At 51.2% G+C, this 19005-nt stretch carries 13 protein-coding genes; 9 read left to right on the top strand and 4 right to left on the bottom strand.

Translation table 11 applies throughout. The features are described from left to right. Positions 1 to 29: 29 nt before the first annotated feature. The 3 genes from cydC to trxB form a co-directional block, all read right to left on the bottom strand. Positions 30 to 1751 carry a cysteine/glutathione ABC transporter ATP-binding protein/permease CydC gene (cydC, locus tag BSPA111_RS09345; RefSeq protein WP_183270893.1) on the bottom strand — a complete coding sequence of 574 codons (1722 nt, stop codon included), beginning with the start codon at positions 1749 to 1751 and terminating at the stop codon, positions 30 to 32. Next, the gene (gene cydD / locus BSPA111_RS09340) at positions 1751 to 3517 is read right to left on the bottom strand and encodes a cysteine/glutathione ABC transporter permease/ATP-binding protein CydD (RefSeq protein ID WP_183270892.1); all 1767 of its coding nucleotides are present in this window, start codon (positions 3515 to 3517) and stop codon (positions 1751 to 1753) included. Before cydD ends, cydC begins: the two co-directional genes overlap by 1 nt. Positions 3518 to 3770: 253 nt before the next feature. Further along, a complete protein-coding gene (trxB, locus tag BSPA111_RS09335) occupies positions 3771 to 4739 on the bottom strand; it encodes a thioredoxin-disulfide reductase (RefSeq protein WP_183270891.1) in 969 nt (322 codons plus the stop codon). A gap of 501 nt (positions 4740 to 5240) precedes the next feature. On the opposite strand from trxB, the gene lrp reads away from it, so the two are divergent. The 9 genes from lrp (at position 5241) to BSPA111_RS09290 (ending at position 18855) form a co-directional block, all read left to right on the top strand. Next, the gene (gene lrp / locus BSPA111_RS09330; protein ID WP_000228469.1) at positions 5241 to 5735 is read left to right on the top strand and encodes a leucine-responsive transcriptional regulator Lrp; all 495 of its coding nucleotides are present in this window, start codon (positions 5241 to 5243) and stop codon (positions 5733 to 5735) included. Between the two features lie 121 nt (positions 5736 to 5856). Beyond that, positions 5857 to 9612: a DNA translocase FtsK 4TM domain-containing protein gene (locus tag BSPA111_RS09325; RefSeq protein ID WP_183270890.1), complete on the top strand. Its 3756-nt coding sequence runs from the start codon at positions 5857 to 5859 to the stop codon at positions 9610 to 9612. 163 nt (positions 9613 to 9775) lie between these two features. Then, the gene (gene lolA / locus BSPA111_RS09320; protein WP_183270889.1) at positions 9776 to 10387 is read left to right on the top strand and encodes an outer membrane lipoprotein chaperone LolA; all 612 of its coding nucleotides are present in this window, start codon (positions 9776 to 9778) and stop codon (positions 10385 to 10387) included. A gap of 8 nt (positions 10388 to 10395) precedes the next feature. Further along, a complete protein-coding gene (locus tag BSPA111_RS09315) occupies positions 10396 to 11739 on the top strand; it encodes a replication-associated recombination protein A (protein WP_183270888.1) in 1344 nt (447 codons plus the stop codon). Positions 11740 to 11831: 92 nt separating this feature from the next. Further along, on the top strand, positions 11832 to 13124 hold the full coding sequence (serS, locus tag BSPA111_RS09310; RefSeq protein WP_183270887.1) for a serine--tRNA ligase: 1293 nt from the start codon (positions 11832 to 11834) through the stop codon (positions 13122 to 13124). A 356-nt stretch (positions 13125 to 13480) separates the two neighbouring features. Then, positions 13481 to 15925: a dimethylsulfoxide reductase subunit A gene (gene dmsA, locus BSPA111_RS09305; protein ID WP_183270886.1), complete on the top strand. Its 2445-nt coding sequence runs from the start codon at positions 13481 to 13483 to the stop codon at positions 15923 to 15925. 10 nt (positions 15926 to 15935) lie between these two features. Further along, complete coding sequence (locus BSPA111_RS09300) at positions 15936 to 16553, top strand: DMSO/selenate family reductase complex B subunit (protein WP_034494312.1); 618 nt, start codon at positions 15936 to 15938, stop codon at positions 16551 to 16553. A gap of 1 nt (position 16554) precedes the next feature. Continuing rightward, the gene (locus BSPA111_RS09295; protein ID WP_183270885.1) at positions 16555 to 17415 is read left to right on the top strand and encodes a dimethyl sulfoxide reductase anchor subunit family protein; all 861 of its coding nucleotides are present in this window, start codon (positions 16555 to 16557) and stop codon (positions 17413 to 17415) included. A 291-nt stretch (positions 17416 to 17706) separates the two neighbouring features. Beyond that, complete coding sequence (locus BSPA111_RS09290; RefSeq protein ID WP_183270884.1) at positions 17707 to 18855, top strand: MFS transporter; 1149 nt, start codon at positions 17707 to 17709, stop codon at positions 18853 to 18855. Positions 18856 to 18888: 33 nt separating this feature from the next. On the opposite strand, the gene BSPA111_RS22650 is transcribed toward BSPA111_RS09290, so the two are convergent. Beyond that, positions 18889 to 19005 (bottom strand): hypothetical protein (locus BSPA111_RS22650; RefSeq protein WP_255459265.1); only part of this gene is annotated, 117 nt, incomplete at its 5' end.

The raw sequence follows: 19005 nt of genomic DNA, 5'->3' as shown, positions 1-19005 counted from the left end.
AATTATTGATAATAGTCTATCCGCAGACACTACAAACGCTGATGGAAATGATAATAACGTCCACCGCGCGCCATTAAATCGGCGTGAGTACCATGCTCAATAATTTGTCCATTGTCCATCACAATTATGCTGTTGAAATTAGCCAATCCGCGCAGGCGATGGGTAACCATCAATACCGTTTTCTCTTTGGTGACTTCAGTCAGTAAATCAAGAATCTGGCGCTCAGTTTCCGCATCTAAACCTTCGGTGGGCTCGTCCAGTAAGAACAGCGGGGCGTCATGCAGTAAAGCGCGTGCAATAGCTAAACGGCGCAGTTCCCCACCCGAAAGTTGGCGGCCACCTTCACCCAACCAGCTATTCAGCCCTGCATCGTCCAGTAACTTCTCAAGGCCAACACGTGTCAGGACGCGACTCAAATCTTCATCGCTGGCGTGTGGTGCGGCAAGCAGCAAGTTGTCGCGCAATGTGGCACTAAACAAATGTACGCGTTGCGATACCACACTGGTGGCGGAGCGTAACGACGTTTCATCAAACTGGCTTAGCGCTTCGCCATTGAGGCGGATCTCGCCTTGCTGGCATTCCCAGGCCCGAGTCAATAACTGAAGTAATGTCGATTTCCCACAGCCGGTACGTCCCAAAATAGCAACGTGTTGGCCCGCCTCAACCTTGAGTGAGATACCGCTTAGCGCCATTTGAGATTGCTCGGGATAGGCGAAGCTAAGATTGTTAATTTCCAGAGCCACGCTCTCAGGTACGGCATGAGGTTGCTGAGTGAAAATGACTTCTGGTTTTTGGCTGGTGATTTCAGTCACGCGCAGCGCGGAGGCGATAACCTGGCCAAGATGCTGAAAAGCTCCTGTGACCGGTGCTAGCGCTTCGAACGCGGCCAGCGCACAGAACACGAACAGCGCAATGAGCGCGCCCGGCGTGGTATTTCCACCTACGCTTGCGGCTGCCATCCATAACATCAATATGACGGCCATGCCGCTAATCAGCAGCATAATGGCTTGCGACAGAGCGGTGAGCTCGGCCTGGCGGCGCTGTCCTTCTTGCCAGTGATCTTCCGTTTTATCCAGTTGCTCACGATAACGTTGGGAGGCGCCGAAAATGGTGAGCTCTGCATGGCCTTGCAGCCAGGCGGTGAGTTGCTGACGATACTGCCCACGTTGAACAGTAATCGCCTCGCCGGTTGATTTTCCAGCGTAATAAAAAATGGGTGGAAGCAATACTAAAGTCGCCAGTAAAACGGCACCGAGTGTGAGAGCCAATCGCACATCCAGCCAGCTCAGACCCAATGTCACCACCACAATCACCACAAATGCGCCAACCATCGGTGAAATCACGCGCAGATAAAGGTGATCCAGAGTATCGACATCCGCAACCAGACGGTTGAGTAATTCACCCTGGCGAAAACGCGCCAGACCGGCAGGGGAGAGGGGGAGCAGTTTGCTAAATGTGGAAACACGTAAATGCTGAAGGACACGGAATGTCGCATCGTGGCTGACCAGACGCTCAAAATAACGTCCTGCAGTACGGGTAATTGCCCCGCCACGTACACCTGCTGCGGGCAGCATATAGTTGAAACTATAAATGCCAGCAACACCGACAACCGCCGAAGCCGAGAGGAACCAGCCAGATAAAGTCAGCAGCCCAATGCTGGCCAGAAGGGTGATAATCGCTAACACCACGCCAAGCATCAGTAGCCATTTATGACGGCAATAAAGCGCTAAATACGGGAGTAAAGCACGCATCAGATCTCCTCCTGGCGGTGAGCCAGTAACGTAGCAAACGGGCCTTCCTGTGCGGCAAGCGTGGCGAAATCCCCTTGTTGCACGATACGACCTTCGCGCATTACCCAAACCTCGTCCCAGTCGTTGATGTAATCCAACTGGTGGGTCACCATTAATGTCGTTTGCTGACGGGACGCGCTGCTCAGCGCATCCATGACACGCTGTTCACTGTGAGCGTCCAGACTTGCCGCGGGCTCGTCCAGCAGCAGCAATCCGCATGGCACCAACAACGCACGTGCAACGGCAACCCGTTGTGCCTGGCCGACAGACAAACGTGCAGCGGCTTCGCCCAGCGGTGTATCAACTCCTTGTGGTAACAACGGGAGGAACTCATTGACAGAGGCTTTGGCCAGCGCGGCATTCAGCTGGTCAGCACTGGCATCTGGTGCGGCTAGTAGCACATTTTCGCGTATTGTTGGGGCAGGGAGCTGCGGGTTTTGCCCAACCCAGCTCAACTGCTCACGCCACCATTTCGAATCCAGTGCTGAAAGCTCAACACCGTTGATCAGCACCTGACCTTGATACGGTAAAAAACCAGACAACACATTGAGTAGCGAACTTTTACCCGCCCCGCTTTGCCCGACAAGCACTACGCGTCTTCCGGCTGAAAGGGTGAAGTTCAGTGGTCCCGCAAGAATTTTATCTTCGGTTGAAAGAATGACCAAATCACGGGCTTCAATGCAGATTGGCTCGTTATTGTTGAACTTTGCTGTGCCTTGCGTACGTTGCTGCAATGGCGAATCAAGGAATGTCATCAGGCTATCGGCAGCACCTACCGCCTGCGCTTTTGCATGATAAAAGGTGCCCAGATCGCGCAGAGGTTGGAAAAATTCTGGTGCCAGAATCAGGGCCAGGAAACCGGCAAAAAGCGTTACGCCAGTGCTGTAGTGGCCAAAGTTTAGCTCGCCAAGATACGAGAAACCAAAGTAAACCGCGACCAGTGCGATAGATAAAGAGGCGAAGAACTCCAGCACGCCGGAAGACAGGAACGCAAGGCGTAGCACTTCCATCGTGCGCTGGCGGAAGTCCTGGGAAGCGGCTCGGATATTCTCCGTTTCAGCAGCGCCACGGTTAAACAAACGCAATGTTTCCATGCCACGAAGACGGTCAAGGAAATGCCCGCTCAGACGCGCAAGCGCCTGGAAGTTACGACGGTTAGCATCTGCCGCGCCCATTCCCACCATAGCCATAAACAGCGGGATCAGCGGTGCGGTGCAGAGCAAAATCAGGGCTGCAACCCAGTTAGACGGGAAAATAGCGATAAGAACTAGCACGGGTACGATTACCGCAAGCGACATTTGCGGTAGATAGCGAGCGTAGTAATCGTGCATATCCTCGATTTGTTCCAGCACAAGTGTTGCCCAACTGCCGACAGGTTTTCCCTGAATCCAGGCGGGGCCCGCTTGATGCACGCGATCGAGCACTTTTCGGCGAATCTCCTGACGAATGTGCAACCCCGCGTAAAAACCAACTTTTTCACGTAGCCACACGACCCACGCGCGCAAGACAAAAATCAGAATCAGGATAACGAAAAGTAATAGCAGGGCCTCACGGGGGATGTTATCCATGATCATGTGCTGCAACATTCTGGCTAACAGCCAGGCTTGAGCAACAATCAAAAGCCCACTGACGAGTCCCAAAACACGGGAAAGCCCTAACCAGCGGCGGGAGATAATGCTTTGTTGTTTTAGCCAGCGGCTAAGTTCTTGTTGACGGGTTTTATTCATGGGTTGCCAGTGCAGGTAGATATCCCCTTCATACTTCAAGCTGCAGACGCGTTGGCTTCACTCGTTCACACCAGTCACCTACTTGAGTAAGCTCCTGGTGATTCACTCATTTGCCGCCTTCCTGCAACTTGAATTATTTTGGGTATGAATTATCAGGCAAAATTTGCGGGCAATGTTACAACGCGGGCAAAAGAAAGGCGACCAATTCAGTCGCCTTTACGTATCTTCAAACTGCCGCTCAGGGCTGAGGAAGTTACTTATTCTGTTCGGCTAATCCATCCAGGTAGCGCTCAGCATCAAGTGCAGCCATACAGCCAGTGCCCGCAGAGGTGATTGCCTGACGATAGATATGGTCCATCACATCACCTGCAGCAAATACGCCAGGGATGCTGGTTTGCGTGGCATTACCGTGAATACCGGACTGTACTTTGATGTAGCCATTTTCCAGCTCAAGCTGATCGGCGAAGATTCCGGTATTTGGACTGTGGCCGATAGCCACGAACAGGCCTGCGACTTCCAGCTCTTCAGTGGTGTCCGTATTGTGTACATCGCGCAGACGTAGACCACTCACACCCATCTGATCGCCCGTGACTTCATCCAGAGTACGGTTGGTGTGCAGCACGATGTTGCCGTTCTTCACTTTATCCATCAAACGATTGATCAGAATTTTCTCGGCACGGAAGCTGTCGCGGCGGTGAATTAAATGCACTTCAGAGGCAATGTTTGCCAGATAAAGCGCTTCTTCAACTGCGGTATTACCGCCACCAATGACCGCGACCTTTTGATTGCGGTAGAAGAAACCATCACATGTTGCACAGGCAGAAACGCCACGGCCTTTAAACGCTTCTTCAGAAGGTAAACCCAGATAACGTGCTGAAGCCCCGGTCGCGATGATCAACGCATCACAAGTGTATTCGCCACTGTCGCCCGTCAGACGGAATGGACGGTTTTGTAGATCAACCTTCGAGATGTGGTCGAACAGAATTTCTGTTTCGAACTTGGTCGCGTGTTCGTGCATGCGCTCCATTAACGCAGGGCCAGTCAGGTCGTTAGGATCACCCGGCCAGTTCTCAACTTCGGTCGTAGTGGTCAACTGGCCACCTTTTTCCATCCCGGTAATCAAAACGGGCTTGAGGTTGGCGCGTGCCGCGTAGACTGCAGCGGTGTAGCCCGCAGGGCCGGAGCCAAGAATTAGCAATTTACTGTGTTTAGCGGTGCCCATGAGATCCTCATTGTTCGTTGGTAGACAATCGAGGGATTGTAGGGAATTTGGCGGGTTAAAAAAAGGGTACAGGGGCCCTGTTGGCGAATATGTTAACTATATGTGCAATAGCTGAGTTCAATCAGCCGCAGCGAGTACAGCGAAAGCGCATAAAAATCCATCCAAACAGTCTAAATACTCACCAGGCTAAAGTGATGAATAATCGTCAAGTAGCCAAGATATCCGGCACGTTCCACTAAATTTAGATGTTTTGCTTTGACAATCCGCTAAGCATTTGCGAAAACATTCGAGGAAGAAAAACATTTGGTGCGAGAATTGTAAAATAATCGCGCATACCTGATGCAATTTTACCGGGTTATTGAAATCTACTCATGGCGTGGACAGACGCCATAAGTGATGTCGTTAGCAGCCATTGGGCACCGGTCTTCTCACGTACACCCGGAACATTGACGTTGACCGGGTTATGGCAGGTGAAGGAAGGAACACAGAGAGACTATAATAATGGTAGATAGCAAGAAGCGCCCTGGCAAAGATCTCGACCGCATCGATCGTAACATCCTTAATGAACTACAGAAGGATGGGCGTATTTCCAACGTCGAGCTTTCAAAGCGAGTAGGGCTTTCACCGACTCCGTGCCTCGAGCGCGTGCGTCGTCTGGAACGACAGGGTTTCATCCAGGGCTACACCGCTCTGCTGAACCCGCATTATCTGGATGCATCACTTCTGGTTTTTGTTGAGATTACTCTGAATCGTGGCGCCCCGGATGTGTTTGAGCAATTTAATGCTGCAGTTCAAAAACTTGAAGAAATTCAAGAGTGTCATTTGGTATCCGGTGATTTCGACTATCTGTTGAAAACCCGTGTACCGGATATGTCAGCGTACCGCAAATTACTGGGCGAAACCTTGTTACGACTGCCGGGTGTGAACGATACCCGTACCTATGTGGTCATGGAAGAGGTCAAACAGAGTAATCGTCTGGTTATTAAGACCCGTTAACACGGGCCAGGTGCAAAATCTGCGTATTTTGGTTACACTCCTGGTAATTCATACAGCAACAGTGCCGGGAATGCCCGGCACTGTTGCTCTCCATATTTATTAAGGACCTGGAGAGTCTTACTTGAGCCAGGAATACACCGAAGAAAAAGAAGTTACATTGAGGAAACTCAGCAGCGGGCGTCGGGCATTAGAGGCGTTACTGCTTCTTGTTGCCATTTTTGCCGTCTATTTGATGGCGGCGTTGCTCAGTTTTAATCCTTCAGATCCCAGTTGGTCACAAACCGCATGGCACGAACCTATCCATAATTTGGGAGGGATGCCAGGTGCGTGGTTGGCCGACACGCTATTTTTCATCTTTGGCGTAATGGCCTACACCATTCCGGTGATTATTATCGGTGCGTGTTGGTTCACGTTCCGCAATCGGGATAGCGAAGAATTTGTCGATTATTTCGCCGTTTCTTTACGTCTTATTGGCGTGCTGGCAATGGTGCTGACGGCTTGCGGACTTGCGGCAATTAACGCAGATGACATCTGGTATTTCGCCTCGGGTGGCGTTATCGGCAGTCTGCTGAGCACGGCCATGATGCCTCTGCTTAACAGCAGCGGCGGTACAATCGCGTTGTTATGCGTATGGGCAGCAGGTTTGACCCTGTTTACGGGCTGGTCGTGGGTGAGTATTGCTGAAAAAATTGGTGGCGCGACCTTGAGCGTGCTCACTTTTGCCAGCAACCGTACTCGTCGTGATAACACCTGGCAGGATGATGATTACGACTACGAAGATGAAAAACATGACGAAGAGCACGCGCCAGAAGTAGAAAAACGCGAGTCTCGTCGTGCGCGCATTTTACGTGGCGCGTTAGCCCGTAAGCAGCGTATCTCCGAAAAATTTGCCAATCCCAACGCACGTAAAACAGACTCAGCGCTGTTTTCTGGTAAGCGTATGGATGACGACGAAGATGATGTTTTGTTCTCAAATAACAAAGCGGCGCCGCCAGAAGATGACGTACTGTTTTCTGGTAATAAAGCCACTTTGCCGGAAAGCGAAGAATACGATCCGCTTTTACACGGGCAGTCTATTGTCGCACCTGTAGCCGCTACAGCGGCCACTGCGATGGCAAATAATCCAGACTATGCCGCTCCGGTTATGCCAATGGCAACGGTGCCTCCTGTTACAGCCCCTGCTCCAGAAGTAGAACATACGCCTGCTATTGCCTGGGAACCTGCGCCTACCACTGTGACGCCAGACCCCGTGATTGCGCCTGCGCCTGAAAGTTTCCACGCGCCGTGCGAGGCTGAGCAATACATTCCGCAGCAGGTGACAAACCATAGGTCAGAACCGGTCGTTGAACAAGCGCCGCCTGAATCCGCTTACTATAAGCCTGCTCCCGTCGAGCCAACACCTCAACCTGAACCGGTTGAAGAAGTAAAACCGGCAGTTCGCCCACCGATCTACCATTTCGAAGAGGTCGAAGAGCGACGTGCACGTGAACGGGAGCAACTAGCGGCCTGGTATCAGCCGGTTAACGAGCCAAAACCTGATCCCTATGGCTATGATCAAAGCCCTGCATTTGCTCAAACGACTACGTCGACTTCCGCACCGCAGATTGAAACACCATCAATGCCGCAAGGTGTATTCGATACGACATCCGTGGTGCCAGCACCTGGTGCTACCATTCCACAGGATGTAAAAGACGCGGCAAAAGTCGTGGCAGTAGCGTCTGCCTTTAGCCCCGTGTTTAGTATTGCCAGTGATGCGCCACGTCCTCAGACCAAAGAGGGGATTGGCCCGCAGCTTCCACGCCCAAATCGTGTGCGGGTGCCGACTCGCCGTGAACTTGCTTCCTACGGGATTAAATTGCCTTCTCAGCGTATGGCTGAAGAAGAAGCTCGTCGTCAGAATGGTGTGGATATCGAAGATGAGTATGCTGACGACGCCGAAGACGTTCAGCAGCATGAGCTTGCTCGTCAGTTTGCTGCTCAACAACAGCAACGTTATGGCGAAGAGTATGAAGACGACGTTTCGCAGCAAGATGAAGATGAGGCTGAGCAGGCTGAATTAGCACGTCAATTTGCGGCACAACAGCAGCAGCGTTACACAGCGTCAGGATCGCAATCTAATCAGCAACAGCCAAATAATGTGCCGTTCTCGCTGGATGATTTTGATTTCTCGCCAATGAAAACGCTCGTCAACGATGGACCTGGCGAACCCTTGTTTACGCCGAGCCCTATTGAAGAGCCTGTACCGGTTAAGCCTGAGCAAAGCTGGCAAACTGCACAGCCGCAAAGGACGCCGCCACAGTCCAGTACACCAGTTACAGCGCCGCAAATGCAGGAAAGCCTGATCCATCCATTCCTGATGCGAAATGGTGATGATCGTCCGTTGCAGCGTCCTACCACGCCTTTACCGTCGCTGGATTTGCTGACGTCTCCGCCAGCAGAAGTTGAGCCAGTGGACACCTTTGCTTTGGAGCAAATGGCACGTCTGGTGGAGGCTCGCCTTGCGGATTACCGTATTAAAGCGGACGTTGTAGATTACTCTCCAGGCCCCGTCATCACTCGCTTTGAGCTTGACTTAGCGCCAGGCGTGAAAGCCGCGCGTATCTCCAACTTGTCTCGCGACCTTGCGCGTTCATTGTCGACGGTAGCGGTGCGTGTGGTCGAGGTTATTCCGGGTAAACCCTATGTTGGTCTGGAACTGCCGAACAAAAAACGTCAGACCGTATACCTCCGTGAAGTGCTGGATTGCGCCAAGTTCCGTGACAGTGCTTCACCGTTAACGGTGGTGCTGGGTAAAGATATCGGTGGTGAGCCGGTGATTGCCGATCTGGCGAAAATGCCGCACTTGCTGGTTGCAGGTACAACGGGCTCCGGTAAGTCGGTTGGTGTCAACGCCATGATCCTCAGCATGCTGTATAAAGCGACACCGGAAGAAGTCCGCTTTATCATGATCGACCCGAAAATGCTTGAGCTGTCAGTGTACGAAGGTATTCCGCATCTGTTGACCGAAGTCGTTACAGATATGAAAGACGCCGCAAACGCCTTGCGTTGGAGCGTTAACGAAATGGAACGTCGCTACAAACTGATGTCAGCATTAGGCGTGCGAAATCTGGCGGGCTACAACGAACGTGTGCTGGAAGCAGAACGCATGGGCCGTCCAATTCCAGATCCATTCTGGAAACCGGGTGACAGCATGGAAGTCTCTCATCCAATGCTTGAGAAATTGCCGTATATCGTTGTATTGGTGGACGAGTTTGCTGACCTGATGATGACGGTTGGCAAGAAAGTGGAAGAGTTGATTGCGCGTCTGGCGCAAAAAGCGCGTGCTGCGGGTATTCACCTTGTACTGGCCACTCAGCGCCCATCAGTTGATGTGATTACCGGCCTGATTAAGGCCAACATCCCGACGCGCGTTGCGTTTACCGTATCGAGTAAAATCGACTCTCGCACCATTCTTGATCAGGGTGGCGCTGAGTCACTGCTGGGGATGGGGGACATGCTTTATTCCGGGCCAAACTCGACGCTGCCAGTGCGTGTTCACGGTGCGTTTGTCCGTGATCAGGAAGTCCATGCTGTGGTTCAGGACTGGAAAGCGCGTGGTCGCCCACAATATATCACCGGCATTACCTCAGATAACGAGAGTGAAGGAGGGGCTGGTGGTGGTCTTGACGGAGATGAAGAACTTGATCCGTTATTTGATCAGGCTGTTGCTTTTGTGGTCGAAAAACGTAAAGCCTCTATTTCCGGTGTTCAGCGCCAGTTCCGTATCGGCTACAACCGTGCCGCTCGAATTGTTGAACAAATGGAAGCGCAGGGGATCGTGAGCCCGCAAGGACATAATGGTAACCGCGAAGTACTGGCTCCACCGCCATTCGAGTAATCTTGTGTGCAAGAGTCGCTGTTGCGGCTCTTGTGCAAAGAAGGGTAAATTACCGGAAAATCAGCTTTTTCTTCTGTTGCTCATGAATAGCACTCGACTAAAGTGGGCAACAGAAATGCCACAGCGCAGTCGCTTTGTGGCGCATGAATTTTAAGGGATCATAATGAAAAAAATCGCTATTACTTGTGCTTTGTTGACTGCTTTGACCGCAACCGCTGCCTGGGCTGATGCCGCTGGTGACTTGAAAGACCGTTTAGATAAAGTCAGCAGCTTCCACGCCAGCTTTACCCAGAAAGTGACGGACGGTAGTGGTGCCGCAGTGCAAGAAGGTCAGGGTGATTTGTGGGTTAAGCGTCCTAACCTGTTCAACTGGCATATGACTCAGCCCGATGAAAGCATTCTGGTTTCTGATGGTAAAACGCTGTGGTTCTATAACCCGTTTGTTGAGCAAGTTAGCGCAACATGGTTGAAAGATGCGACTGGCAATACGCCGTTTATGTTGATTGCACGTAACCAAAGCAGCGACTGGCAGCAGTACAACATCAAACAAAGCGGTGATGACTTCATACTGACGCCAAAAACCAGCGCAGGTAACCTTAAACAGTTCACCATCAATGTTGGGCGCGACGGGACTATTCATCAGTTCAGTGCCATCGAGCAAGACGATCAACGCAGCAGCTACGCGCTGAAAACCCAGCAAAATGGTGCTGTGGACATGAGCAAGTTTACGTTTACCCCGCCTAAAGGCGTGACGGTGGACGATCAACGTAAGTAGAGGTATGAGTGAGCAATCTGTCGCTCGATTTTTCTGAGAATACCTTCCAGCCTCTGGCCGCGCGTATGCGGCCGGAGAACCTCGCGCAGTATATCGGTCAACAACATCTGCTCGCCCCAGGCAAACCGCTTCCTAAGGCTATCGAAGCGGGGCATCTCCATTCGATGATTTTATGGGGGCCACCGGGTACGGGTAAAACCACGCTGGCGGAAGTGATTGCGCACTATGCTGACTCGGATGTTGAACGTATCTCAGCGGTGACTTCCGGTGTCAAAGAGATCCGCGAAGCCATAGAGCGAGCACGTCAGAATCGCAACGCCGGGCGTCGCACTATTCTGTTTGTCGACGAAGTCCATCGTTTCAACAAAAGCCAACAAGACGCTTTTTTACCTCATATTGAAGACGGCACAATTACGTTTATCGGTGCCACAACCGAAAATCCCTCTTTCGAACTAAATTCTGCACTGCTATCACGCGCACGCGTTTACTTGCTCAAATCGCTTACCACGGAAGATATCGAAAAAGTACTCGACCAGGCGATGAGTGATGCTGCACGTGGTTATGGCGGGCAGAATATTGTCCTGCCAAATGAGACTCGCCGTGCGATAGCGGAACTGGTTAATGGCGATGCTCGTCGTGCCCTGAATACCCTGGAAATGATGGCTGATATGGCCGAAACCAATGCCAGTGGTCATCGAGAATTGCATATTGCTTTGCTGACAGAAATTGCAGGTGAACGCAGCGCGCGCTTTGATAATAAAGGCGACCGTTTCTACGATTTGATATCAGCATTGCATAAATCGGTGCGTGGCTCATCCCCTGATGCTGCACTGTATTGGTATGCACGCATTATCACGGCTGGTGGTGATCCGTTGTATGTTGCCCGCCGTTTGCTGGCTATTGCATCCGAAGATGTGGGAAATGCCGATCCGCGTGGTATGCAGGTCGCTCTTGCGGCGTGGGACTGTTTTACACGCGTGGGCCCTGCGGAAGGTGAGCGTGCAATTGCTCAGGCTATCGTTTATCTTGCATGTGCTCCAAAAAGTAATGCGGTCTATACGGCTTTTAAAGCGGCAATGGCCGATGCCCGCGAGCGCCCCGATTACGATGTTCCCGTCCATTTACGCAATGCGCCAACTAAACTGATGAAAGAAATGGGGTATGGTCAGGAGTATCGCTATGCTCATGATGAACCCAACGCTTACGCATCCGGTGAGGTCTACTTCCCGCAGGAAATGGCACAAACACGCTATTATCAGCCAACAAACAGAGGTCTTGAGGGCAAGATTGGTGAAAAGCTCGCCTGGCTTGCTGAACAGGATCAAAATAGCCCGACAAAACGCTACCGCTAATGCAGACGTTGCGGTAAGGTTAGCAAGAATATCAATGCGGTTGCAGGCTGTGACCGTATCCCCTCCATTAATTCGATAAGCACAGGATAAGCATGCTCGATCCCAATCTGCTGCGTACAGAGCCAGACGCAGTCGCTGAAAAACTGGCACGCCGAGGCTTTAAGCTGGATGTAGAAACGCTGCGCTCTTTAGAAGAGCGTCGTAAAGTATTGCAGGTCAAAACTGAAAATCTGCAGGCTGAACGTAACTCGCGATCGAAATCCATAGGCCAGGCGAAAGCGCGCGGGGAAGACATCGAGCCACTGCGTCTGCAGGTTAACCAGCTGGGTGAAGACCTGGATGCAGCGAAAACCGAGCTTGACGCCCTGCTGGCAGAAATCCGCGACATCTCGCTGACCCTGCCGAACATTCCGGACGATTGCGTGCCGATGGGTAAAGACGACAGCGAAAACGTTGAAGTCAGCCGTTGGGGTGAGCCGCGTAAATTCGATTTTGAAGTGCGTGACCACGTGACGCTGGGCGAAATGGCTAAAGGCCTGGATTTTGCCTCCGCAGTTAAAGTGACCGGTTCTCGCTTTGTTGTGATGCAAGGGCAAATCGCTCGTATGCATCGTGCTCTGAGCCAGTTCATGCTTGATCTGCACACCGAACAACACGGCTACATTGAAAACTATGTTCCGTATCTGGTGAACCACGACACGTTGTACGGTACAGGGCAGTTGCCTAAATTTGCAGGGGATCTGTTCCATACGCGCCCACTGGAAGAAGAAGCCGGTGCCAGCAACTATGCGTTGATCCCTACGGCTGAAGTTCCGTTGACCAACCTGGTGCGTGACGAAATCCTGGATGATGAATCTCTGCCACTGAAAATGACTGCTCATACCCCATGCTTCCGTTCTGAAGCGGGTTCTTATGGCCGTGATACCCGTGGTCTGATTCGTATGCACCAGTTTGATAAAGTCGAAATGGTTCAGATAGTGCCTCCTGAGAATTCTATGGATGCTCTGGAAGAACTGACTGGCCATGCTGAGAAAGTACTGCAATTGCTGAATCTGCCGTACCGTAAAGTACTGCTGTGTTCCGGTGATATGGGTTTTGGTGCGGTAAAAACTTACGATCTGGAAGTGTGGCTGCCAGCGCAGGACACTTACCGTGAGATCTCCTCTTGTTCTAACTGTGGGGATTTCCAGGCTCGTCGTATGCAAGCTCGTTGCCGCAGTAAATCAGACAAGAAAACCCGTCTGGTACATACACTGAACGGTTCTGGTTTGGCTGTAGGCCGTACTCTGGTGGCTGTACTGGAAAACTACCAGCAAGCAGACGGTCGTATCGAAGTGCCTGAAGTATTGCGTCCTTACATGAAAGGGCTTGAGTACATCGGCTAATGTAATGTGTTAGTTCGATTTAATTCTATAAAGCGCCTACGGGCGCTTTTTTTTTGCCGTAAATATTCTCATTCCCAGAGTCAATCTGACTTTATTGACGCCAAACAATACCAAATACCCCCAAATGAGTATTATCGGCTCCAGAAAGCGAGTGATGATTACTACAACAACTCATTCAGTATTCTTATCATTTGGTGGCCAGAGGTTAAATGACTTAACCGGGTCGTCAGTCGTGATACTGGCAAAGATTATGACACTCCTTTCTCTTTTTGGCTGAGCAACGGAAACGCAGGCCGTAACTACCTGAATAACCATTGCCGGCTTGTTTAAATGTGAGCACGAAACAAGTGGGTCCTATGAAAGAGAAAACTTCTAATGCGGTTCTGACCGCCCAGGTGAGCCGCCGTAAGCTGGTGAAAACCACGGCTATTGGTGGGCTTGCTGCTGCGAGTGGTGCATTAACACTTCCCTTTAGCCGCCTGGCTTTAGCGCAAAACGTGACTGAAGCCGTCAACACACCCGAAAAAGTTATCTGGAGTGCCTGTACCGTCAACTGTGGTAGCCGTTGCCCACTGCGCATGCATGTTGTGGACGGTGAAATCAAATACGTTGAGACAGACAATACCGGTAACGATGATTACGAAGGACTACATCAGGTTCGTGCTTGTTTACGTGGCCGTTCGATGCGCCGCCGTGTCTACAATGCCGATCGCCTGAAATATCCAATGAAGCGTGTTGGTGCGCGTGGCGAAGGCAAGTTCGAGCGTATCAGCTGGGACGAAGCCTTCGATACCATCGCTAATAGCATGAAAGACATCATCAAAGAGCATGGCAACGAAGCAATCTATCTGAACTATGGCACCGGTACGCTGGGTGGCACGATGACTCGTTCGTGGCCACCGGGTTCAACATTGATCGCCCGTCTCATGAATTGTTGCGGGGGTTACTTGAACCACTATGGTGACTATTCAACCGCTCAGATTGCCGCTGGCCTGAATTACACCTACGGTGGTTGGGCGGATGGCAACAGCCCTTCAGACATTGAAAATAGCAAACTTGTGGTGTTGTTTGGCAATAACCCTGGCGAAACACGTATGAGTGGCGGCGGGGTGACTTATTACCTTGAGCAAGCGCGCGAAAAATCTAACGCTCGCATGATTATCATTGACCCGCGTTATACCGATACGGGTGCAGGACGTGAAGATGAATGGATTCCGATTCGTCCTGGGACTGACACCGCGCTTATCTCTGCATTAGCGTGGGTCATGATCACAGAAAACCTCGTTGATCAGCCTTTCCTCGACAAATATTGCGTCGGTTACGACGAAAAAACGCTGCCAAAAACTGCGCCAGCTAACGGTCACTATAAAGCCTATATTCTAGGGAATGGTGCGGATGGCGTGGCGAAAACGCCGCAATGGGCAGCGAAAATCACCAGTATTCCTGCGGAACGCATCACGCAACTGGCCCGCGAAATCGCTACAGCAAAACCAGCATTTATCAGCCAGGGTTGGGGGCCACAGCGTCACTCAAACGGTGAGTTGGTTTCTCGCGCTATCGCGATGCTGTCGATCCTGACGGGTAACGTGGGTATTCACGGCGGTAACAGCGGCGCACGCGAAGGCTCTTACGATTTACCTTTCGTTCGTATGCCTACGTTAGAAAACCCAGTACAGACCAGCATTTCTATGTTCCTGTGGACTGATGCTATTGAGCGTGGCCCGGAAATGACGGCAACTCGTGATGGTGTGCGTGGCAAAGATAAACTTGATGTGCCGATCAAAATGGTTTGGAACTACGCCAGTAACTGTCTGATTAACCAGCATTCAGAAATCAATCGTACCCACGACATTCTGCAAGACGACAAGAAATGCGAAATGATTGTGGTCATCGATAACCACATGACGTCTTCCGCTAAATACGCAGATATTCTGCTGCCAGACTGCACCGCCTCTGAACAGATGGACTTCTGTCTCGATGCGTCGTGCGGCAACATGTCGTATGTGATTTTTGCAGATCAGGCGATCAAACCGCGCTTCGAGTGCAAAACTATCTATGAGATGACCAGTGAACTGGCAAAACGTATGGGCGTTGAGGATAAGTTTACTGAAGGCCGCACACAAGAAGGCTGGATGCGTCACTTGTATCAACAGTCTCAGGAAGCAATTCCAGAATTACCAAGCTTCGATGAGTTCCGCAAGCAAGGCATCTTCAAGCAGCGCGATCCAGAAGGGCATCACGTGGCGTATAAAGCCTTCCGTGAAGATCCCGCTGCTAACCCGCTGACGACGCCGTCCGGGAAAATTGAAATCTATTCTGAGCAATTGGCAGAGATTGCCGCGACGTGGCAACTCAACGAAGGGGATGTCATCGATCCTCTGCCGGTATACAGCGCCGGCTTTGAAAACTATGGCGATCCGCTCGCAGAGAAATGGCCATTGCAGATGACCGGTTTCCATTACAAAGCGCGTACGCACTCAACTTACGGCAACGTGGAAGTACTTAAGGCTGCTTGTCGTCAGGAAATGTGGATCAACCCAATCGATGCACAGCATCGTGGGATTAAAAACGGCGATATAGTGCGCGTTTTCAACGGACGTGGCGAAGTCAATATCAACGCTAAAGTCACGCCGCGCATTATTCCTGGTGTTGTCGCGATGGGGGAAGGGGCATGGTACAGCCCGGATGCCAACAAAGTGGATCACGCTGGCTGCATTAACGTGTTAACCACCCAACGCCCGTCGCCTCTGGCGAAAGGTAACCCATCCCACAGTAACCTCGTCCAGGTCGAGAAGGCGTAAGGAATAGCTGATGACAACTCAATACGGATTTTATATCGATTCCAGCCGCTGCACAGGGTGTAAGACCTGCGAGCTGGCTTGTAAAGACTACAAAAACTTAGGGCCGGATGTCAGCTTCCGCCGCATCTATGAATATGCTGGCGGTGACTGGCAAGAAGACAACGGTGTCTGGCAGCAAAATGTGTTTGCCTACTATTTATCAATTGCCTGTAACCATTGCGAAGACCCTGCTTGTACCAAGGTTTGCCCAAGCGGTGCGATGCATAAACGTGAAGACGGTTTTGTAGTCGTAAACGAAGACGTGTGTATCGGCTGCCGCTATTGCCATATGGCTTGCCCATATGGTGCACCACAGTACAACGCAGAAAAAGGACACATGACGAAGTGTGATGGCTGTTATTCGCGCATTGCTGAAGGTAAGAAACCAATTTGTGTGGAATCTTGCCCATTGCGTGCTCTGGATATGGCGCCAATAGCGGAACTGCGTGAAAAGTATGGCGAGCAAGCAGCGATTGCTCCTCTACCATCAGCACATTTCACGAAGCCAAATATTGTCATTAAACCCAACGCCAACAGCCGTCCTTGTGGGGATAAAACCGGCTATCTGGCAAACCCAAAGGAGGTGTGAGATGGGAAACGGATGGCATGAATGGCCGTTAATGGTCTTTACGGTTTTGGGGCAGTGTGTCGCGGGTGGTTTTATCGTCATGGCACTGGCATTAATGACGGGCATTTCAGAATGCGCACAGCAAAAAAGAGTCCATTGGGCAATGATCGTACTGTGGGTACTCATGGGTATTGGTTTTATGGCCTCAGTTTTGCACTTAGGCTCCCCGTTGCGCGCGTTCAACTCACTCAATCGCATCGGTGATTCAGCGTTGAGTAATGAAATTGCCAGTGGTTCGGTGTTCTTCGCTGTCGGCGGTTTCTGGTGGCTGGTTACCGTGCTGGGCAAAATGCCTCAGGCGTTGGGAAAGATCTGGATGGTTTTGACAATGATTCTGGGCGTTTTCTTTGTCTGGATGATGTGCAAAGTTTACTTGATTGATACCGTTCCAACCTGGTATAGCGTTTATACGCCGCTGAGCTTCTTCCTGACGATGTTTATTGGCGGGCCGCTTTTAGGTTATCTGTTGCTGCGTGTCGCGGGCGTAACGGGTTGGGGAATGCGTATTCTTCCTGCAATTTCGCTGCTGGCGGTGCTGGTAAGTTGCATGGTTGTCATGCTGCAAGGCATGGAGTTAGCAACGATTCAAAGCTCTATTGCGCAGGCGTCAGCATTGGTGCCGCAATATGGCGCATTAATGTCGTGGCGACTGTTGGTGTTGGCTGCAGCTTTAGTGTGTTGGATTGTTCCACAGCTCAGAGGTAGGCAGGCGAGTCCAGCAGTGCTGGCCCTGGCTTTTGTGTTGGTTATTGCTGGTGAACTGATTGGGCGTGGTGTGTTCTACGGCCTGCATATGACAGTCGGCATGGCGATTGCTAGCTAACAAACCATCAAAATGAAATGCGCCTTCGGGCGCATTTTTTTATCTTCGCATAAGAAAATATCATCCAATTCTCCATGAAATATTTCATCCATTCCGCTTCGGTTCGCAATCTCTGATCTCATCAAAAACAGAGAGATAGCATCGACGTCACGTGTTCCGATGACCCGTTAGATTAGTTTTTCAAATCGACACCCGATAAATTGTGGCAGGCCCCGTCAGCGCTGGATTGACAATCATTTTTCCAGTGGCATGATGCGCACAAATTTATTCTCTTCCTCTCGGTTTTTTTACATGTCCACCTATACAAAGCCAGTAATGCTTTTGCTCTGCGGTTTGATGCTGTTGACCCTGGCGATTGCGGTGCTAAACACGCTGGTTCCACTTTGGTTAGCTCACGAAAATCTTCCAACCTGGCAAGTCGGGATGGTGGGATCTTCGTACTTTACTGGAAACCTGGTGGGGACATTGATGACCGGGTGGCTGATTAAGCGCCAGGGGTTCAACCGTAGTTACTATCTTGCATCGTTGATCTTCGCGGCGGGCTGCGCAGGCCTGGGATTAATGACCGGTTTCTGGAGCTGGATGATGTGGCGATTCATCGCGGGTATTGGTTGCGCGATGATCTGGGTGGTCGTCGAGAGCGGGCTGATGTGCAGTGGTACGTCGCGTAACCGTGGACGCCTGCTGGCAGCATACATGATGGTTTATTACGTTGGCACGGTACTTGGCCAATTGATGATTAGCAAAATGCCGACGGATTTAGCCAGTGTTTTGCCGTGGGTCACCGTATTAACGCTGACCGCCATTCTCCCATTGCTGTTCACTCGTATTGTGAACGATCGCAGTGAAAACCAGGAGGCGACACCAGTATGGCCTATGCTGCGTCTGCGGCATGCGCGCCTGGGGGTGAACGGTTGCATAATTTCAGGGATTGTTCTCGGTTCCCTGTATGGATTAATGCCACTGTATTTAAACCATCAGGGCGTCAGCGATGCCGGAATTGGATTCTGGATGGCGGTGATGGTCAGTGCGGGAATTGTTGGACAGTGGCCGGTTGGGCGTTTGGCCGATAGATTTGGCCGCCTGTTAGTGCTACGTGTTCAGGTGTTTATTGTGATTCTGGGTTGTATGGCCATGTTGAGCCACGCAGCCATGGGGCCGACTTTATTTGTTCTGGGTGCTGCTGGTTTTACACTCTACCCGGTGGCGATGGCGTGGGCCTGCGAGAAAGTTGAACATCACCAATTGGTCGCGATGAACCAGGCGCTGCTGCTAAGTTACACCGTAGGCAGCTTGCTCGGGCCTACGTTTACATCGATGTTGATGCAAAGTTTCTCAGACAGTTTATTGTTTGTCATGATTGCTGGTGTGGCATTTGTTTACTTACTGATGCTCCTTCGCAAAGCAGGGCACCACACCACACCCGTCGCTCATGCCTGATAAATTAAAAGCCCCTCTTGCGAGTAATGCCAGTCAGTTAAGCAACTGACTGGCATTTTTGTTCCTGGCTTTACCATATTTATGTGGCCTTTCCTTCACCACCCTCGGGAAGGCTCTTTCTCTTCTTATCGGTAACTTCACCATCTGCGC

This window comes from Buttiauxella sp. A111 (assembly GCF_014189855.1).
In the GTDB taxonomy this organism is placed as follows: Bacteria; Pseudomonadota; Gammaproteobacteria; order Enterobacterales; family Enterobacteriaceae; genus Buttiauxella; species Buttiauxella selenatireducens.
The sequence above is the reverse complement of the archived record's forward strand: the minus strand, read 5'-3'. Positions and strand labels throughout refer to the sequence as shown.